Origin of the sequence: Pedobacter africanus (assembly GCF_040548825.1) — a bacterium.
Taxonomy (GTDB): Bacteria; Bacteroidota; Bacteroidia; order Sphingobacteriales; family Sphingobacteriaceae; genus Pedobacter; species Pedobacter africanus_A.
Genome location: NZ_JBEPSL010000004.1, coordinates 392,366 through 411,599, shown reverse-complemented (window position 1 = coordinate 411,599; position 19,234 = coordinate 392,366). Strand labels below are relative to the sequence as shown.

14 protein-coding genes are annotated in these 19,234 nt (G+C 45.6%); 13 read left to right on the top strand and 1 reads right to left on the bottom strand.

From position 1 onward, the window contains the following. Positions 1-50 precede the first annotated feature (50 nt). The 7 genes from ABIE26_RS21340 to ABIE26_RS21310 all read left to right on the top strand — a co-directional run bounded on the left by ABIE26_RS21340 (position 51) and on the right by ABIE26_RS21310 (position 13,738). The gene (locus ABIE26_RS21340) at positions 51-3,146 is read left to right on the top strand and encodes a chondroitinase family polysaccharide lyase (RefSeq protein WP_310145575.1); all 3,096 of its coding nucleotides are present in this window, start codon (positions 51-53) and stop codon (positions 3,144-3,146) included. After that, complete coding sequence (locus ABIE26_RS21335) at positions 3,143-4,552, top strand: sulfatase (protein WP_310145573.1); 1,410 nt, start codon at positions 3,143-3,145, stop codon at positions 4,550-4,552. Before ABIE26_RS21340 ends, ABIE26_RS21335 begins: the two co-directional genes overlap by 4 nt. A 22-nt stretch (positions 4,553-4,574) precedes the next feature. After that, positions 4,575-6,629: a chondroitinase-AC gene (gene cslA, locus ABIE26_RS21330; protein WP_310145571.1), complete on the top strand. Its 2,055-nt coding sequence runs from the start codon at positions 4,575-4,577 to the stop codon at positions 6,627-6,629. Between the two features lie 165 nt (positions 6,630-6,794). Further along, positions 6,795-9,935 (top strand): SusC/RagA family TonB-linked outer membrane protein, encoded by a 3,141-nt coding sequence (locus ABIE26_RS21325; RefSeq protein ID WP_310145569.1) that lies wholly within the window; start codon positions 6,795-6,797, stop codon positions 9,933-9,935. An 11-nt stretch (positions 9,936-9,946) separates the two neighbouring features. Beyond that, the gene (locus ABIE26_RS21320) at positions 9,947-11,548 is read left to right on the top strand and encodes a RagB/SusD family nutrient uptake outer membrane protein (protein ID WP_310145568.1); all 1,602 of its coding nucleotides are present in this window, start codon (positions 9,947-9,949) and stop codon (positions 11,546-11,548) included. Positions 11,549-11,571: 23 nt separating this feature from the next. Then, positions 11,572-12,453 (top strand): DUF5017 domain-containing protein, encoded by an 882-nt coding sequence (locus tag ABIE26_RS21315; protein WP_310145566.1) that lies wholly within the window; start codon positions 11,572-11,574, stop codon positions 12,451-12,453. A 22-nt stretch (positions 12,454-12,475) separates the two neighbouring features. Next, a complete protein-coding gene (locus ABIE26_RS21310) occupies positions 12,476-13,738 on the top strand; it encodes a glycoside hydrolase family 88 protein (RefSeq protein ID WP_310145564.1) in 1,263 nt (420 codons plus the stop codon). A gap of 207 nt (positions 13,739-13,945) precedes the next feature. Here the strand turns inward: ABIE26_RS21310 and ABIE26_RS21305 are convergent, their stop codons facing one another. Next, positions 13,946-14,509, bottom strand: coding sequence for a Crp/Fnr family transcriptional regulator (locus ABIE26_RS21305; protein ID WP_310145561.1), 564 nt, complete (start codon positions 14,507-14,509; stop codon positions 13,946-13,948). An 86-nt stretch (positions 14,510-14,595) separates the two neighbouring features. Between ABIE26_RS21305 and ABIE26_RS21300 the strand changes: the two genes are divergently transcribed. From ABIE26_RS21300 to ABIE26_RS21275, 6 genes are all read left to right on the top strand, one after another. Beyond that, complete coding sequence (locus tag ABIE26_RS21300; protein ID WP_310145559.1) at positions 14,596-15,573, top strand: NAD-dependent epimerase/dehydratase family protein; 978 nt, start codon at positions 14,596-14,598, stop codon at positions 15,571-15,573. A 72-nt stretch (positions 15,574-15,645) separates the two neighbouring features. Beyond that, positions 15,646-15,999 carry an S-adenosylmethionine decarboxylase family protein gene (locus tag ABIE26_RS21295; protein ID WP_310145557.1) on the top strand — a complete coding sequence of 118 codons (354 nt, stop codon included), beginning with the start codon at positions 15,646-15,648 and terminating at the stop codon, positions 15,997-15,999. 2 nt (positions 16,000-16,001) lie between these two features. After that, positions 16,002-17,306: a DUF4178 domain-containing protein gene (locus ABIE26_RS21290; protein ID WP_310145555.1), complete on the top strand. Its 1,305-nt coding sequence runs from the start codon at positions 16,002-16,004 to the stop codon at positions 17,304-17,306. 1 nt (position 17,307) lies between these two features. Beyond that, a complete protein-coding gene (locus ABIE26_RS21285; protein WP_310145554.1) occupies positions 17,308-17,481 on the top strand; it encodes a hypothetical protein in 174 nt (57 codons plus the stop codon). Between the two features lie 10 nt (positions 17,482-17,491). Then, on the top strand, positions 17,492-17,716 hold the full coding sequence (locus ABIE26_RS21280) for a DUF350 domain-containing protein (protein WP_310145553.1): 225 nt from the start codon (positions 17,492-17,494) through the stop codon (positions 17,714-17,716). Positions 17,717-17,718: 2 nt separating this feature from the next. Beyond that, positions 17,719-19,233, top strand: coding sequence for a polyamine aminopropyltransferase (locus ABIE26_RS21275; protein ID WP_310145552.1), 1,515 nt, complete (start codon positions 17,719-17,721; stop codon positions 19,231-19,233). Position 19,234 lies beyond the last annotated feature (1 nt).

Genomic DNA, 19,234 nt, shown 5'->3' with positions numbered 1-19,234 from the left:
ACCGATCTGTGACCGCTATTGGGTAAATTAAAGCCAATATTTGGATCTGTATGAACATCAATTCCAGAAGAAGACCAGATATGAAACGCTTATGGTTTGTTTTTTTATTGCTATTGACTGCTACAGCAAATAGCTATGCCCAGGTGCAGACAGACATTTGTGAGGGAAATATTCCCAAAAACTGGCAGGCAGTTAATGGAAGCTTATCGCTTTCCCAACGCCATTTTAAACTGGGCCGGCAAAGCGTGCAGTGGGACTGGCAGGAAGGCGGCAAAAGTTTGCTTAAGCTAAAGAACGAAGCATTGAGCCGGGTAGCCGGCAATCCACGCAGTACTTTTGTAGTGTGGGTATATAATGAAGCACCTTTGAATGATAAATTGCTGTTTAAGTTTGGCGTGGAAGGACAAACGGCATGCACCTTTGAATTTAAGCTGAACTTTAAAGGCTGGCGTACTGCATGGGTAATGTATCACCGCGACATGAACGGTAAACCTGAACCAGGCATGAATACTTTGGAGGTACAGGCCCCGGCAGCTTTGAAGAAGGGAACCCTTTTTATAGATCAGCTGATGTATAATGTGACCATTAACCCCCGGTCGCCCATGCGCGACGAACAGTTGCCTTTTATCAACCCGGAGGCAGACAAAGCTGCCAATGCCCATTGGAATGCCTTGTATAGCTTTAGCCATACGCCGGGTTATCTGCCCCTGGCAAAAAGTATCACCGGTAAAGAAATAACAGAGCTGGCCACGATCAGCAAACGGTACCGGGAGCAGGTACTGCCAGCAGAAGACAAAGTGAAGACTGTGCTGCCGGCAATAGAGAAAGAATTTGCCTATTGGAACATCCGTAGGGATGGTCAAAATATAACCGGCAGGCCTGTGTATTCGATGAACGACACGGAGCTGCTGTCCTTGTCGCCAACTGAAAGCGTAAAAGAAGCAAACAGGTTGTCAGGGATCAAACGTTATTCGCAATTTATGCTGCAGGTAGCCCAGGCCTGTGCCAGCTCAAAAGATGCCGGGGAGCAGCACCGGCTTGAAAATATTTTTATGGATCTGCTGGATCATCTGGACGATCAGGGCTGGGCTTATGGCAGCGGGATGGGTGCTTTGCATCACCATGGCTATAACCTGGAAGGATTTTACACCGCCTGTTGGCTGATGAAAGACCTGATCAAAAAAGAAGGTAAGCTGGACCGGACTTTTAAAAGCATGAGCTGGTTTAGCGGTCTGGGCCGCACACTGCAGCATCCCGATAGCCTGCCATCATCAAACATAGATGTATTCAATACCCTGCTGGGCAGTATGCTTTCAGCGGTTTTAATGCTGGATGATTCACCGGAAAAATTACGTTACCTGCACAGCTATTCCAATTGGTTGTCGAAAAACGTGGTTCCCGACCATACCATCGAAGGGGCTTTTAAACCAGACGGCGCTGTGTTTCATCATGGCAACCTTTATCCTGCCTACGGAATCGGAGGCTACACCGGTATTGCACCCATAGTCTATGTGCTTAGCGGCACTTCATTCCGCATGCAGCAGCCTGCCCATGAGAGCTTAAGGAACAGCCTGCTGATGATGCACTATTATACCAATCCTTTTAAGTGGCCTGTAAGTTTATCTGGCAGGCATCCAACGGGCAACTGGGGCATTGCCGATATGCCTTATGCCTGGATGGCCATGGCCGGAACACCGGATGGAAAGCTGAAAGCCGATACCCTGATGGCAGCAATATACCTGAGGCTGAACGAGGGAAAACGCAGCCAGTGGACCACTGCTTTTAAAAATATGCACATTACGCCGGCAGCTTATCCGCATGGGCACTGGAACTTAAACTATGGCCTCCTGGACATCCACCGCCGGCAGGACTGGCTCCTGACCCTGCGCGGGCATAACCGCTATTTCATCAGCCATGAGTCGTACCCGGGGGCCAATATGTATGGGCGTTACCTGGCCTATGGGCAGCTGGAAGTTTTGTTTCCGCAAAGCAAAACAGATGATGGCAGTAATTTTAAAGATGAGGGCTGGAACTGGAACAACATTCCGGGCACTACTACACTTCAGCTGCCAATGGATAAACTAAGGGCGAACATTATCAATGCCGATGACTTTAGCGGCATTGAAGAAATGCTGATCTCTGATGAACCCTTTGCCGGAGGAACCACGTTTAAGCAGCAGGGAATGTTTGCCATGAAGCTGCACGGGCACGACAAGTACGATATGGGCAGTTTCAGGGCTACCAAGTCCTGGTTTATGTTTGATAGCCTGGTGATATGCCTGGGTTCCGATATCTGTAACAGCATTGCTGAATATCCCACACAGACCACCCTTTTTCAGAATTACCTGAAGCGTACCAGTGATCCTGTTGTGGTAAATGGAATTGAAGTAAACACTTTCCCATATAAAGAAAATAAGGGAGGAAAAGGCATGACGGTAATGGACAACAGGAACATAGGATATTATATCCCTGATGCAGAAAATGCGGTGCTCAGCAAAGACCGGCAGCTGTCACGCGACCAGAAAGATGCCCGCGAAACCAGCGGTAATTTTGCTAAATTGACCCTCGAGCACGGAAATGCACCTCTAAACGCGGGCTATGAATACGCCATGCTGGTAAAGACAGACAAACAGCAGTTGGAAAAAATGAGTTTAAGAATGAAGAGTAAAGCTCCTGTACACCGGGTATTGCAGCAGGACAGCATTGCCCATTCGGTATGGTATGCGGCGCAGCAGATTACGGCTACGGCGATTTTTGGCAGCAATAAGGTGCTCAACGATTCGCTGCTGATCAGCAACAGCAAAGCTTGTCTGCTCATGTATCAGCATAAGGGCGCTAAACTCTCCATGTCGGTTACCGACCCCGATCTCGCTTTCTATGAAGGGCCGGATGACAGTCCGAAAGATGCTTCCGGCAAAAGAAAAGAAGTGAGCATTTACTCCAGGAGCTGGTACAGATCGCCCGCCAGGCCTTCTGTTGTTACCCTACGCATTAAAGGAGAATGGGCAACAGCCCGGAACAATGATGAGCTTGTAAAAGCAACGGTAGATAAGGATGGTAACACCCAGCTGGACATCCGGTGCAAAGACGGACTGGTATCGGCGGTAGAACTGGTTCAACAAAATCAAAAGAAAAATGTAAAATGAAGAAGATAGCTGTATTTTTCTTAGCCCTATGTGTAACAGGGGCTATAGCACAGGTCAGGCCATCGGCCAAACCCAATGTCATCGTCATTGTAAGCGATGATGCCGGATATATAGATTTTGGCTGCTACGGAGGCAGGCAGATCCCGACCCCAAATATTGATGCCATTGCAAAGCAGGGTGTACGTTTTACCGATGCCTATGTTTCGGCTTCTGTATGCGCGCCATCCAGGGCTGGTATTTTAACCGGACGCTACCAGCAGCGCTTTGGTTTTGAACACAATACTTCCAATGTGCTTGCTCCGGGCTATCAGAAAACGGATGTGGGGATGGACCCCACCGAAAAAACCATAGGCAATGAAATGCAGTCCAATGGTTACAGAACTATTGCCATAGGTAAATGGCATCAGGGCGATGAAGAAAAGCATTTCCCCCTGAACCGCGGCTTTGATGAGTTTTACGGCTTCACCGGGGGGCACCGTGATTTTTTTGGCTATAAGGGCAAAAGAACCATGGAACATGCGCTATACAATAACAAAGTAGTTGTGCCGGAAAACGAGATTACCTACCTCACAGACATGCTTACGGATAGAGCAGCTTCATTTATCACGGAAAATAAGGCCCGGCCTTTTTTCATGTACCTTTCTTACAATGCAGTCCACACCCCCATGAACGCGAGGAAAGACCTGATGGAACGTTTCAGCAATATTCCCGACAGCGGTAGAAGGGCTTATGCAGCCATGATGACCTCGCTGGATGACGGTATAGGAAAGGTAATGGCCACATTGAAACAAAACAAACTGGACAAAAACACACTGGTTATTTTCATCAACGACAATGGCGGGGCTACGGTAAACTCTTCAGACAACGGACCACTGCGGGGCATGAAAGGTTCCAAATGGGAAGGCGGGATCCGCGTAGCCATGATGATGCAATGGCCAGGACATATTGCTGCCGGAAAGACCGACAGCAGGCCGGTAAGCGCTTTAGATATCCTGCCAACCGCCATTGCCGCCGGAAATGGTAAACAGAAAGGGACAAAAAAACTGGATGGGGTAAACCTGCTGCCTTACCTGAGCGCAGGTAATAAAAAAGAGCCGCATAAAGCCCTTTACTGGCGAAGAGGGGTAGCCGCAGCCATGAGGGAAGGAAACTGGAAACTGATCCGTATAAAAGAAAAGGACAGCATCAAAAACGTATTGCTCTTTAACCTGGGCAGGGATATTTCCGAAACAAAGAACCTTGCTGCAAAATACCCGGCTAAAGTAAAGCAAATGCTGGGCAGTCTTGCCCAATGGGAAAAAGGGTTGGACCAGCCTCATTGGTACAGTACCTATGGAGATTACAACCAGATCATGAAGCACCGCATGGAAACCACCGGCCGCGAAATGGAAAGAATGTACCCTTAAATCATTAAATGCTGTTAAAAAAATGAAAAAACTGTTATTGATCTGTGTGCTGCTTTTAGCTGTAATGGTACCCCGGCTGGCAAAAGCCCAGTTGTCTGCCTCCCGCGAAATTATCATGACCCGGATAGTGATGGACCTGGCAAAAGCGGGTCGTAATGCCGATAAAATTGCTGCCGCAAACCTGGCGGCAATGCAAACAAACGGAAGCTGGAAAGACGTGCCCTATGCCGATCAATCCATTACCAACTGGATGCCCAATGAACATCTGCTGAAAATGCAGAGCCTGATCGTTGCCTACCTGAATAAAGACAGTAAATTTTATGGCGATGAAAAGGTGTTTGAAGTGATTTCAAAAGCCTTTGGCTATTGGTACGCGCAGGACCCTAAAAGCAGTAACTGGTGGCACAATGAAATTGCCACACCACAGGCCCTGGGTGAAATGCTGATCATGATGCGTTATGGAAAGCAGAAGCTGGATGCTGATCTTGAAGGCCGGCTTATTGAGCGGATGAAAAGAGGAGATGTGGAGCAGCAGACGGGTGCCAATAAAACCGATGTGGCATTGCACTATTTTTATCGCGCGCTGCTCAGCAATGATGAAGCCCTGCTTTCTTTTTCTGTTCAGGAGTTATTTGACCCCATCCGTTTTGTACATTATGGTGAGGGGCTTCAATACGATTATTCGTACCTGCAGCACGGTCCTCAGTTACAGATTTCCAGCTATGGGGCGGTTTTTATTACAGGGATATTGAAACTGGCCGACTATGTCAGGAACACGCCCTATGCCATGAGTGCGGAAAAGCTGGCCATGTTCTCTAAATACTACAGAGAGAGTTACCTGAAAGCGATCCGTGGCAGTTATATGGATTTTAATGTAGAGGGCAGGGGTGTAAGCCGGCCAGGTATCCTGGGAAAGCAAAAAGAAAAAAGCAGGCTGGAAGTGGCCAAAAGAATAGATCCCGAACACCTGCAGGATTGGGACAATGCCATTGCCAGAACCGACAGTACACAATCGGCAAGTTATAAGGTTGAAGCCTGGCACCGGCATTTCTGGAGTGGCGACTATACCCAGCACCTCAGGCCTGCTTACTCCTTTAACGTACGCATGGTAAGTGGCCGTACCAAACGCAGCGAAGCAGGGAACGGAGAAAATCTTTTGGGAAGATACCTTTCTGACGGTGCAACCAATATCCAGCTGCGGGGACCAGAGTATTATAACATTATGCCGGTATGGGAATGGGATAAAATTCCGGGTACCACCAGCAGGGATTATGTGCAGGACCGTCCATTGACCAAATTTTGGGGTGAACAGGGCAGCAACGCATTTGCCGGAGGTGTTTCAGACGGTGTATATGGCGCAAGTGCCTATGCCCTGGATTACGACAGCCTTCAGGCAAAAAAGGCCTGGCTCTTTTTTGATAAGGAAATTGTATGCCTGGGTGCAGGTATCAACAGCAGTACACCGGAGCACATCACTACCACATTAAATCAGTGCTGGTTAAACGGCGAGGTCAGCGAAAACGCAGACTGGATATGGCATGATGGTGTGGGCTATTATTTTCCGGAGGGAGGCGATAGGAAACTCAGTAAGGAAACCCAGAAAGGTAATTGGTACCACATCAACCAGTCCCATTCAAAAAAAGAGCTTTCAGGAAAGGTGTTCAAACTCTGGTTAGACCATGGAAGCAGGCCGGAAAATGCGCATTATGCATACCTCGTACTTCCGGGGATTGCTAAACCTGCTGAAATGAAGAAGTTCAACCCGTCTGTTATACAGATCGTATCGAATACAGCAGCGTTACAGGCCGTTTACCACCAGCAACTTGACCTGTTGCAGGCCATTTTTTATGAGGCAGGTACGCTAAAGTTACCGGCACTGGAAATCAGTGTGGATAAACCCTGTGCATTGATGCTCAGCAAGCTGAACGGAAAGCAGGTGGTTAGGGTAGCCGATCCTTTGCAGAAAGAGCAGATATTCCAGATCACGCTTAAGGACCTGAAAACGGGGCGTATCCGGAACCATAATGTTGAATTGCCGCAGAAAGGCTTTGCCGGTTCAACGGTTGTGCTGAAATGAGTAAAAGCTAAAAAAAGCATTGAATTGGTATGTACAGACCATGTTAACTGATTATTACCCTTATATAAACTAATCTCTGCCCCCTTTTTTGATGTGTCCTTTCGCAAATTTGAGAACAGTAATCCAGGGGATGATTACGAGAAACCAAATTTAAACTTTTTAAGTATGAGAAAGATTTACCTTTTTTTAATGTGTATGATCTGGTCCATTACAGTTTTTGCCCAGCAAACGCGCCGGGTAGAAGGTAAGGTTACAGAGCAGGGGTCTGGCCTTCCCTTAATCGGGGTAAGTGTGCAGGTTAAAGGTACAAAGACCGGCGCCACTACCGATCAAGACGGGCGTTATGCCATCCAGGTTCCTTCGCAGGGAAGCAGCACACTGGTTTTTACCTATGTAGGTTACCTGCAAAAGGAAATGAGTGTTGGCGATAAAGGTGTAATCAACCTTACACTTGCGGAAGATAGCAAAACCCTGAATGATGTAGTGGTTATCGGATACGGAACAGTGGCCCGTAAAGATATTACCGGTTCCGTAAGCAGTGTAAACATGGACGACATGAGCAAGGCCCCGGTAAAATCATTTGATGAGGCCCTTGCCGGACGTATAGCCGGTGTGCAGGTAAGCTCTTCAGAAGGTAAGCCCGGTGCCGGTATCAATATTATTGTGCGTGGTTCCAATTCACTTACACAAGACAATTCGCCTTTATATGTAATTGATGGTTTTCCTATTGAGGGGCCAGACAATAATGTATTGAGCCCTTCAGAAATTGAATCCATAGAGGTTTTAAAAGATGCTTCTGCAACTGCCATATATGGTGCCAGGGGTGCCAATGGTGTCATTCTGATCACCTCCAAAAAAGGTAAGGAAGGCGCGCCTGTTATCAATTACAATGGATATTACGGATTTCAGCGGAACATCAATACCGTGGAAATGATGGATCCCTATGAATTTGTGAAACTACAGAATGAAATCGATCCGGTAGGAATTCTGCAAAGTTATTTCAAAGATGGCAAAACGCTGGAAAGCTACAGAAACGAACAAGGCATCAACTGGCAGGACCGCTTGTTCAGGACTGCGCCTATGCACAACCACGACATCTCATTGCGCGGGGGATCAAACAATACCCGTTATTCGGTTTCGGCCAATATGCTGGGGCAGGACGGGGTGATCATCAATTCCGGGTTCAGACGTTATCAGGGAAAGGTTACGCTCGACCAGAACATCAATAAAAAGTTTAAAGTGGGTACAAACCTGTTTTATACCAGTACAAAAACATTTGGTACTTCTCCCTCAGCACCGGATGCAGCTTTCTCGGCCATGAATTACCTGATGTATAGCGTCTGGGGATACCGCCCGCTTTCAGGCAGTAACTTCGACCTCGAGAATTCCCTTACCGATCCGGATTTAAATCCAACAAACGATTACCGGATCAATCCGATCTTATCGGCAAAAAATGAACTCAGGCAAACCTTTACAAATAACTTTATTGGCAATGCCTACGGGGAATATCAGCTGAGCAAAGACCTGAAACTGAAAGTTAGCGGCGGGGTGAACAGGACCAGCTCAAGAAATGAATCTTTTAATAATTCCCTGACCCGTTATGGTTATGCCGGAAGTACGGATAAAGTGAACGGAACTATTCTGTATACCGATGTAAACAACTGGCTGAATGAAAACACGCTGACTTATAACAAGACCATCAATAAAGACCATACCATTAATATACTGGGGGGTGTTACTTTTCAGGGCAGCGATTACCACCGCTATGGCGTATCGGCAAACCACCTTCCCAATGAATCCCTGGGCTTAAGCGGTCTGGATGAAGGTATTCCGGTTAAGGTAACCGCAATCAATTCGGAATGGTCGCTGATGTCCTTCCTGTCGAGGGTAAATTACAATTATAAAGGCAGGTACCTGCTTACCGGATCTTTCCGTGCCGATGGCTCATCAAAGTTTCGTGCCGATAACCGCTGGAGTTATTTTCCATCTGCTGCATTTGCATGGCGGGCCATTAATGAAGACTTCCTGAAGAAATCGACCGTTTTTTCTGACGCCAAATTACGCATGAGCTGGGGCATAACCGGAAATAACCGCGTAAGTGACTATGCGAGTTATGCGCGTTTAAGTTTTGACAATACCAGCGGGGTTTACAATGCTTATTATGCATTTAACAACAGTCTGCAGCAAGGTGTATATCCTACAAGCCTGGCCAATCTGGACCTGAAATGGGAGAATACCGCCCAATCCAATCTTGGGGTGGACCTTGGCTTCCTGAAACAAAGGATTACCCTGACCATGGATTATTATAAAAAAACAACCTCAGACCTGTTGCTGAATGCACAATTGCCTTTAACCACAGGTTATGTCGATGCGTTTAAAAATATTGGTAAAACCAGCAATGCCGGTTTTGAGTTTGCATTGAATACGGTGAACGTAGACACGAAGAACTTCAGCTGGAACAGCAGTTTAAACATTTCTTTTAACAGAAACAAGGTGCTTGAACTGACACAAAACCAGGAGAGTTTGCTGACCAATGTAAACTGGGACCAGGATTTTAAGAACCTGCCTTTATACATTGCCAAAAAAGGGCAGCCACTGGGGCAGATGTACGGGTATATCTGGGAAGGGGTATATCAGTACAGTGATTTTGATCAGCTGCCCAATGGCAGTTACGTGCTGAAAGACCTGGTGACCACCAATACCTCAGACCGCTCGTCGGCCACTACCATTAAGCCCGGAGATATCAAATATAAAGATCTGAATGGTGATGGGGTCATCAACGATAACGACCGCACGGTTATTGGCCGCGGTTACCCGATTCACCAGGGTGGTTTCAACAACAATTTCAGGTATAAACAATTTGATCTGGGCGTATTTATGCAATGGTCTTACGGCAATGATATTGTGAATGCAAACCGTTTGCTTTTTGAGGCCGGCAATAAAACCAACCTGAACCAGTATGCAACGTTCCAGAACAGATGGACACCTGAAAATACCAATACCGATATGCCGCGGGTAGGTGGTAAAGGCCCCAATGCTTATTCCAGCAGGATCATAGAAGATGGCTCTTACCTGAGGTTAAAAACGGTTTCACTGGGGTATACCTTTGAACCTTCACTGTTGAAGCGGATGAAAGTTAAGACCCTGAGGGTATATGCTTCGGCACAGAACCTGTTCACCTGGACAAACTATTCCGGTTCAGATCCCGAGGTATCGGTTTATTATACCGCCTTAACGCCGGGCTTTGATTATTCATCTTATCCAAGGCCAAAAACAATCACTTTCGGTTTAAATCTTTCTTTATAATCAGCATGATCATGAGCACATATAATTTATTCCATCATATCAGCAAGAGAACGCTACTCTCCATCGTCTTATTCGCAGCGATAATGACCGGTGCAGGATGTAAAAAATTTCTGGACAAAGTTCCGAAGGACTTCATCTCACCCGAAAATTCATTTAAAGATGAGGCCAGTCTGAACACCGCCTTAACCGGTATATACGATATTCTGGGTAAGGAAGAAATGTACGGAAGTAACATTCCACTGATCCATTCCATTGCCGATGACGGTTTTTATTCGCGTAGTGCCACAATTGCAGGGCCGCAGGTTTATAATTTTGATGCTGCCGACCCGACCATAAATGAAATGTGGAAATACCTGTATATGGGTATAGAGCGGGCAAACCTTTTGCTGGCCAATGCAGATAAAGTTGCAATGGACGAGACGGCAAAGAATGCCATTAAAGGCGAGGCCAGGTTCCTGCGTGCCTATTACTATTACGTACTGGTAGATTTCTGGGGCGATGTGCCGCTGAAAACCACACCTTCAACATCGGTAAATGAAGTGGATATTGCACGCACACCTTCGCGCCAGGTATACGATTTTATCCTCAAAGAGATGGAAGCAGCTGAAAGCATGGTATACACCTCAACTAAAATTGGTTTTGGCGGCCGGGTTTCAAAAACTGTTATAGATGGTATCCTGGCGAGGGTATGCCTCAAAATGGCGGGACATCCTTTAAATGACGTTTCCAAGTATGCGGAGGCATTAAAATGGGCAAAAAAGGTGGTAACACCAGATAGCGGCCCCAAAGAACACCAGTTGAACGGCAGTTTTTCCAACATATTTATCAAACATTGCGCAGACCAGTACGATATTAAGGAGTCGATGTGGGAAGTAGAACTGTATGGTAACCGTGGCGGCGATTTTGAAGCAGGCAGGTTAGGCAATGGTATTGGTATACAATGTAACGATGAGGTATTTGGGTTTTCGTATGGCTTTGTAAACACAACAACGAAATTGTACAACAGTTATGGCGCGTCAGATACCAGAAGAGATTGGACCATAGCGCCTTATGCTTATACCTATAACGTGGTAAGCGGTGTGAGTACAGTTAAGGATTCTACATTTTTTACTTCGGCACAGATCTATAACAGGAACATCGCAAAATGGCGCCGTCATTACGAGAAGGTACTGCCGCGTAACAAAAACTATACACCTGTAAACTTTCCTTTGCTACGCTATGCAGATGTTTTACTGATGCTGGCAGAGGCAGAAAATGAGGTGAATGGCCCAACAAATATTGCCCTGTCGGCTGTTAAGGAAGTTCGCGACCGTTCCAATGCCACTGATGTGACCACAACAATAGGGTCGGCTGCGGCCCTGCGGACTTTGATACAGGAAGAGCGTTTCAGGGAACTGGCTTTTGAGGGATTGCGTAAGCACGACCTGATCCGTTGGGGGATGTTCGTATCGACCATGAATAACCTGGGTACAGAGATTACGAATACCGGGGGTACCGCTTATGCTTATGGTGCCCTGGCAGGGAAAAACGTGCGGACTAAACACGAGTTGTATCCTATACCTACACTGGAGCTTTCATTAAACCGGGGTATGGTACAAAACCCGGGATGGTAACATTAACCAAAAACGAAACAAACATGAAACATATATATCGTATACTCCCTGCATTGCTAATTGTACTTGCAGCGTGTAATAAAAAAGAAGTCGCAGAACTCGATTTCAATGTATCAGTAGATAAAACTACTTATAAAGCCGGCGATACGGTTAAATTCCAGATCAGCGGCAATCCTGAGCTCCTTACCTTTTATTCAGGAGAGAAAGGTTTACAGTATGAGAACAGGGAAAGAACAGCGGCAGATGGGACACCTGAACTGAATTTTACGTCCTTTATGCAATTTGGTACGCAGACAAATACGTTAAAATTACTGGTGTCTTCTGATTTTTCAGGAACCTATACCGCGGCGGCTATAGCTGCCGCTACCTGGACAGATATTACCAGTAAAGCGGTATTGTCGACCGGTACCGACAATACGCCTTCAGGGGTAATCGATTTGTCGGCTTATAAGTCAGATAAGCCGATTTTTCTGGCCTTTAGTTTTACAGGTTCTACTGCTTCAACACAACGGACCTGGACCATTAAAAATTTTGCCATTAGTAATGTGCTGCCAGATAAAAGCCGTGTAACGGTTACCGGAATTGCAGATGCAGGCTGGGTGAGCGTAAACCTAAACAATTCGCCAAGGGCCTGGGCCATTACCAGTGCACAGCTGCAGTTTCAGGGTGGTGCTGCAGGGATAGGGAATAACTCCGGATATGTGATTACCAAGCCTTTGTTTTTAAGCAAAGTTGCACCAGACAGGGGAGTGGCGTTAAAGAACATGTCTACACGGATCACTACCTATCAATATATCTACAAAGAAAAGGGAGATTTTAAGCCAACTTTCGTAGCTTCAAATACCAATGTGTACGAGTCGAAGACTACTGTTAAGCAATTGGACATTACTGTAAACAATCCTTAAACCCATTATAGTACAGACACACATGAAATTTAACTTTAAAAGACGCAGCCTTTTGTTTGGGGCGGCACTGGCCGTCACGGCCTCAGCTTCTGCATTTCTATGGCTTTCTCCAAAAACAGCGCTGATCAAAAAGGATTTTACGGTTGCCGAGCAACAATACCGGCAGCTGTTAAAAACATCGACCGACCTGACCCAGTTTCCCCGTACCAGCAATAAAGACGGTTCGGTAAGAACAACCGATATCTGGGACTGGACCCAGGGCTTTTTCCCCGGAAGCTTGTGGTATATCTATGAGTATACGAAAAACCCGGAGTGGAAAGCTGCCGCTACCAAATGGACCGAAGCTTTGGAGAAGGCACAGTTTTTAACCCAGCACCACGACATTGGTTTTGTCATGTATTGCTCTTATGGCCATGCAATCAGGTTTGAGAAGGACCCTGCAAAGCTGGCATTGTACCATAAGATCCTGATCCAGTCGGCCGAATCTGCCTTAACCCGTTTTGACCCCAAAGTAGGGCTGATCAAATCCTGGAACGCAAAGAAGTCCTGGGACAACAAAACCATGTGGCAATACCCGGTAATTATTGACAACATGATGAACCTGGAAATGCTGTGTTATGTATCTAAATTAACAGGCAACCCTAAATACAGGGATGTAGCGGTAAGTCATGCGCTAAACACCATGAAAAACCACTTCCGGGCAGATTACAGTACCTATCATGTGGTTGACTATGCACCAGACGGAAAAGTGCTGCACCAGCAGACCAACCAGGGCTTTGCGGACAACTCTACCTGGTCCAGAGGCCAGGGCTGGGCCATTTACGGCTTTACGATGATGTACAGGGAAACTAAAGACAAACGTTTTCTGGAAGCTGCGCAAAAGGCAGCTAACTTTTACCTGAACCACCCGAACCTTCCCAAGGATAAGATCCCTTACTGGGATTTTAACGTGGGGCAAAAGGGCTATCATGCCGATTGGGACTATGCATCCAGAAAGCTGTCTTACATTCCGCGCGATGCATCAGCAGGTGCCCTGGTCGCTTCTGCTTTATTGGAGCTGAGTACCTTTAGTAAAGATGGAACTAAATATTTTAAGCCAGCGGAGCAGATGCTGAAATCATTGTCTGATACAGCATACCTGGCCAAGCCGGGAACCAATTCGGGCTTTATTTTAAAACATTGTGTGGGTAGCTTTCCGCACAATTCTGAGATTGATGTACCATTGGTATACGCAGATTATTACTTCCTGGAGGCCTTACTGAGGTACCAGAAGATCAAAGGGTAAAGAATAGCCTGTGTTCTGAGTGCGTTTAGCCTGCGTTCGGGTTGCGTTCGAGGTTGAGCAGGGATTGAGCAAGCCTTGATTAGGGGTTGGGTAGGTCTTTGGGTACATCAAGGCCTACCCAACCCCTTATCAACGCGCCTTCAATGCGCCCTCAAACTCGAACGCAGCCCGAACGCAGGGCGAACACAGCCTGAACGCAGATTGAAATTATTTCTCCTCTTTTAATGCCCGGTTCAGACTCCTTAAAGTAATGCCCAGGTATTCAGAAAGGTCTTTTTTTGTGAATTCGATATGCTGGGCCTCTAATGCCGACAGTAAGTTGGGCAGCAATTCGGAAATAGGCTGTAATTGCTGTCTGGCCCCTTTAAGAGAAATATCAGACAGCCGGATGGCCATAAGCTCCAGTAAAATCCTGGAAAATTCAGGAATGGTTTCCAGAAAGTGCAGGAACTGTACATTGCTGATCTTGTAAACGCATAGCGGAGTCAGTGCTTCTATACTGCAAATGGTAGGCAATTTCCTGATGGCTTCTATTTCACCCAGGGTTTCCCCTTCCCCCAGAAAGGCGAGGATGTATTCCTTACCACTTTCCTCTGTAAACAGACATTTGGCCACACCGGATTTGATGACGTATACATTCCGGCTTGCTTCGCCCTGATGGATCAGACGGGTGCCCGCATCCAGGTTTCTTAGCGTTATGGCACCCGGCATATCCGGATTTTCGGCCAGCCGAACCATGAAGTTCAGCAATTGTTCGTTTTTTCTGATCATAACTGTATCCGGGACAAATGTCCGAAAATAAAGATAAGTTAAGCCTAATTTTGTCAGCAGATAAAATTAACAAATCAAAAAAGCACATGAAAGTATTGGTTACAGGAAGTGCCGGACATTTGGGAGAGGCACTGGTTCGCACATTAAGAAATAAAGGCGAGGAGGTAATCGGGGTCGACATTCAGGCTTCTCCGTTTACAACGCATAAAGGTTCTATAGAAAATGCAGCCTTTGTAGAAAGAATCTCCAAGGGGGTTGATGTGATCTTTCATACCGCCACATTACATAAGCCCCATGTGGCCACACATAGTGAGCAGGATTTTATTGATACCAATATTACAGGTACCCTTAACCTGTTGCAGGCTGCTGTTGCCAATGGGATAAAAAAGTTCATTTTTACCAGTACCACCAGTGTTTTTGGTGATGCGCTTGTGCCACCGCCGGGAATGCCTGCGGCCTGGATCACGGAAGAGGTGAAAACTGTACCTAAAAACATATATGGGGTAACCAAAACTGCTGCAGAAGATCTTTGTCAGCTGTTCCACAGAAACCAGGGCCTGTCGGTGATCATATTAAGAACATCCCGGTTTTTTCCGGAAGAGGATGATGTGAAGCAGATGCAGGATGCTTATGCAGGCGATAACCTTAAGGCAAATGAACTGCTTTTCAGGCGTGTAGAACTGGAAGATGCGGTAAGCGCGCATCTTCTGGCGGCAGCGCGTGCAGCGGAGATCGGTTTTGGCAGGTACATTATCAGTGCAACAAGCCCTTTTTCAAAAGAGGATCTGACCGACCTGAGGACGAACACCCCTGGGGTGCTGAAAAGATATTTTCCGGATTACGAAGATATATTTGAACGTTGCAACTGGAAGATGCTGCCGCAGATAGACCGGGTGTATGTAAACCAGAAGGCCCGGGAAGAACTTGGTTGGCAGCCGAAATACGATTTCAGGTATGTGCTGGACTGTCTTAAAAGAGGTAAGAGTATAAAAAGTAAGCTGGCCGGAGTTGTTGGTGCCAAAGGTTACCATCCGCTGCGGTTTGCAAAAGGCTTTCTCTGGTAAGAAATTAACTTTGGAATTTAAAATACTTTTATATTTTTGAACTGGTATTTGAATTGATGCCGATTTAAATTAATGCACTACAAACCAGGCCTGCACATCCTTTCTGAATTTATTGCCGGAAAACCGGAATACCTGTCCTCATTTGAAAACTGTAAAGTTCTCTTTGACGGCTTGATTGTTAAATATAGGCTGTCAAAAGTGGGAGAGGTATACCATAATTTTGAAGGGGGAGGCTTTACTGCTGTGATTTGCCTTACCGAATCCCATTTATCTATTCATACCTGGCCTGAATTTAAGCTGGCTACATTTGATGTCTTTTTATCCAATTACCAAAAGGATAATGAGGATAAAGTGAGGGGGATTTATGCCGAGGCCTTGGCCTTTTTTGAAGGTTCAGAACGCCAGAGAACAGAATTGACCAGATAGGTATGGCAACAACAACGCTAACGTCCTTCCCTGAAAAAGAAAAAGCAGAATGCCCGGAATGCCAGGCCGGGATTACACTTTATGATCCTGCCGGAACTGAATTTTGTACCTGTCCATCCTGCAAATCCTATATCCAGTTTGTAAATGAACAGCCAAAGAAGATAAAAACCATAAAGGCTCCGCTATTACCTCCTGTTATTCCGCTGGGAACGCAAGGTGTGTTGAAGGATATCCCTTTTAAGATAATTGCCTACATTGAACGGGATGAAGATAATGTAAATTATGCCTGGAGAGAGTATGTGCTTTACAATTATGAGAAAGGGTATGCCATGCTGTCTGAGTATGACGGGCACTGGAACCTCATTTTTGGTAAGAATTTTTTACCCGGGTTAAAGCAACCGCTCGACGGAAATGACTACATCATGTATCAGGATGTGGAGTACAAATTGTTTCATAAATATGCCCCCAGGACAACTTCTGTAACCGGTGAGTTTGATTGGGATGTGTTGAAGGAGCAGATGAATGTACGGGAATACATCGCACCCCCTTATATCCTGATTAAAGAGCAGGCAAGGTTTGATAAAGAAAAAGACTATTACCAGGGAGAGTACATGGAACCCAAAATAATTGCCGCTGCTTTTGGTCTGGATGCAAATCAGTTTCCCTCAAAAACAGGTGTACTCTCTAACCAGCCTTCAAGGGCCTATCAGGATTGGAAATGGTCGTTGATGATGGGGCTTTATTTGATATTGGGAGTGATGGTTATCCAGTTTTTTATTTCCTTCTTAAAACCCGAGGAGGTTATATTTGACGAAACCCTGGAACTTACTTATACGCCCGACAAAGGTTTGAATGAATTTAAACCCATTATGTCCCGCAGTTTTGAGCTCCGGGATGTTGCTTCGGCATTGGATATGACCATAAGTTCAGATGTGAGTAACAGCTGGCTGGAGGCCACGGTGGTGTTGGTTAATGAAACCACAAACCAAACCTGGGAGGTTACCAAAGGAGTGGAATACTATGAGGGAATTGAAGATGGAGAAAGATGGAGTGAAGGTGAGAAGTCAGCGGAAGTTGTTGTTGTCGGGATTCCCAGGGGTAAATACCATATGAACATCTATCCGGCTGCCGGAAGTCCGGCGAGCAGCATGATGGGGATTAAGATTACAACCAATATCATTTTGTGGCGGAATATTTTTGTGGCATTGCTTGTTCTTTGTCTGATTCCGCTTATTAATCTGCTCAGAATGAGTTTTTTTGAAAGGAAGAGATGGGAAAACAGTGATTATTCACCTTATCATAGTTAACATGAACTCAGTATTAAAATACTTGTACCTTACCATTGGAGTGATCGTTCTGGCCTGCTATGCCTACTCCTCATACTATGGAAAGGCAATATGGGAGGGCCAGGTAAAACGGAATACAGAATACACCGGGAAAAGGTTTTACGGTGGTTACGGAAACAGATTAAATCATAAATAAAATTATCAATATGGGGATAAATGAACTGATTAATTACAAATACATAGTAGCCTCTGTGCTGTACTCTGTGTTGGGAATTGCGATATTGGTGATCGCATTCTGGATCATAGAAAAAATTACACCTGAAAACCTGTGGAAGGAAATTATAGATAAACAGAATATGGCACTTGCAATAGTTTGCGCGGCATTCATCATTGCAGTAGCTATTATTGTCAGCTCTTCTATTCATGGATAGCCATGCATAAAAGGTTACCTGTTCTACTGTTAACTTCTGTATTTGTTGTTGCCACCTGCGGACTTATCTATGAACTGATTGCCGGGACCCTGGCAAGTTACCTGTTGGGCGATTCCGTTACGCAATTCTCTACCATTATAGGCTTGTATCTTTTCTCTATGGGAATAGGCTCATGGATCTCAAAGTATTTTGAGAAAGATATCCTTTTCTGGTTTATACAGATAGAAATTCTGGTGGGCCTGGTAGGAGGGACAAGTTCCAGCATTTTGTACCTTGTTTTTGAAAGTGCTGCCTCTTTCCGGATCATCCTTTATAGTTTGGTTGGCGTTACGGGAATCCTGGTCGGACTTGAAATACCACTGCTGATGCGGATATTAAAAGACCGGTATGAATTTAAGGACCTGGTTTCGAAGGTATTTACTTTCGACTACATTGGCGCTTTACTCGCATCTATAATTTTCCCCCTGTTGCTTATCCCTTATCTGGGATTGATCAAAACTTCTTATCTGTTCGGTATGCTGAATGTGGCGATAGCACTTATCGTATGTTTAAGTTTCAGAAAGGAAATCAAGCGTGTAATTTATCTTAAGACCGCTGCTGTAATGTGTCTGTTTGCGCTGCTTGCCGGTTTTGTATTTGCCAATGCTATTACCAGTTATTCGGAAAGTCTGGGTTATACGGATACCATTATTTATTCTAAAAGCACCAATTACCAGCGTATTGTTTTAACTAAAAAGGGCAGGATGCTAAGGCTTTACCTGAACGGAAACCTGCAATTCAGTTCGGACGACGAATACCGGTATCACGAGGCTTTGGTACATCCGGGCTTATCGTCGGTGCCTAATGCCAAAAAGGTGTTGATCATGGGCGGCGGCGACGGACTTGCGGTGCGCGAGGTACTTAAATATCCTGATGTGAAAGAGATTACACTGGTAGATCTGGATCCTGGAATGACAAATCTGTTTAAATCCAATAGTATGTTGCTGGAATTGAACAAATCTTCCCTGCTGTCTCCGAAGGTGAAAATAATTAATGCCGATGCTTTTACCTGGATAAGAAACCAACAACAGAAGTATGATTTTATTATTATAGATTTTCCTGATCCTTCCAATTATTCGGTCGGGAAATTATACACCAACTCGTTTTACCGCCTGGTGAGATCGGCACTTTCAGATCACGGACTGATTGTGGTCCAGTCTACTTCACCCTATGTTGCCCCGAAATCTTACTGGTGTGTAAACCAGACACTGGAGTCGGTGGGTTTCCATACCATTCCATATCACAATTATGTTCCATCGTTTGGCGACTGGGGTTACATTATGGCTGCAACAGGCCGTCCCTGGGTAAAACCCTCAAATTTTCCGGCTGATGTAAGATTTATTACCGCTGAAGGTATGGCGCAAATGCTGTATTTTCCTAAAGACATGAAAAGGGTAGATGCCGGGGTGAACAAACTCAACAATCAGGTGCTGGTAAAGTATTTTGAAGACGAGTGGGGAGCAGTAACCTATCAATAAT

Coding starts and splice junctions, on each gene's coding strand:
- ABIE26_RS21340 (WP_310145575.1), top strand. CDS start 51: ATGAACATCAATTCCAGAAGAAGACCAGATATGAAACGCTTATGGTTT.
- ABIE26_RS21335 (WP_310145573.1), top strand. CDS start 3,143: ATGAAGAAGATAGCTGTATTTTTCTTAGCCCTATGTGTAACAGGGGCT.
- cslA (WP_310145571.1), top strand. CDS start 4,575: ATGAAAAAACTGTTATTGATCTGTGTGCTGCTTTTAGCTGTAATGGTA.
- ABIE26_RS21325 (WP_310145569.1), top strand. CDS start 6,795: ATGAGAAAGATTTACCTTTTTTTAATGTGTATGATCTGGTCCATTACA.
- ABIE26_RS21320 (WP_310145568.1), top strand. CDS start 9,947: ATGAGCACATATAATTTATTCCATCATATCAGCAAGAGAACGCTACTC.
- ABIE26_RS21315 (WP_310145566.1), top strand. CDS start 11,572: ATGAAACATATATATCGTATACTCCCTGCATTGCTAATTGTACTTGCA.
- ABIE26_RS21310 (WP_310145564.1), top strand. CDS start 12,476: ATGAAATTTAACTTTAAAAGACGCAGCCTTTTGTTTGGGGCGGCACTG.
- ABIE26_RS21305 (WP_310145561.1), bottom strand. CDS start 14,509: ATGATCAGAAAAAACGAACAATTGCTGAACTTCATGGTTCGGCTGGCC.
- ABIE26_RS21300 (WP_310145559.1), top strand. CDS start 14,596: ATGAAAGTATTGGTTACAGGAAGTGCCGGACATTTGGGAGAGGCACTG.
- ABIE26_RS21295 (WP_310145557.1), top strand. CDS start 15,646: ATGCACTACAAACCAGGCCTGCACATCCTTTCTGAATTTATTGCCGGA.
- ABIE26_RS21290 (WP_310145555.1), top strand. CDS start 16,002: ATGGCAACAACAACGCTAACGTCCTTCCCTGAAAAAGAAAAAGCAGAA.
- ABIE26_RS21285 (WP_310145554.1), top strand. CDS start 17,308: ATGAACTCAGTATTAAAATACTTGTACCTTACCATTGGAGTGATCGTT.
- ABIE26_RS21280 (WP_310145553.1), top strand. CDS start 17,492: ATGGGGATAAATGAACTGATTAATTACAAATACATAGTAGCCTCTGTG.
- ABIE26_RS21275 (WP_310145552.1), top strand. CDS start 17,719: ATGCATAAAAGGTTACCTGTTCTACTGTTAACTTCTGTATTTGTTGTT.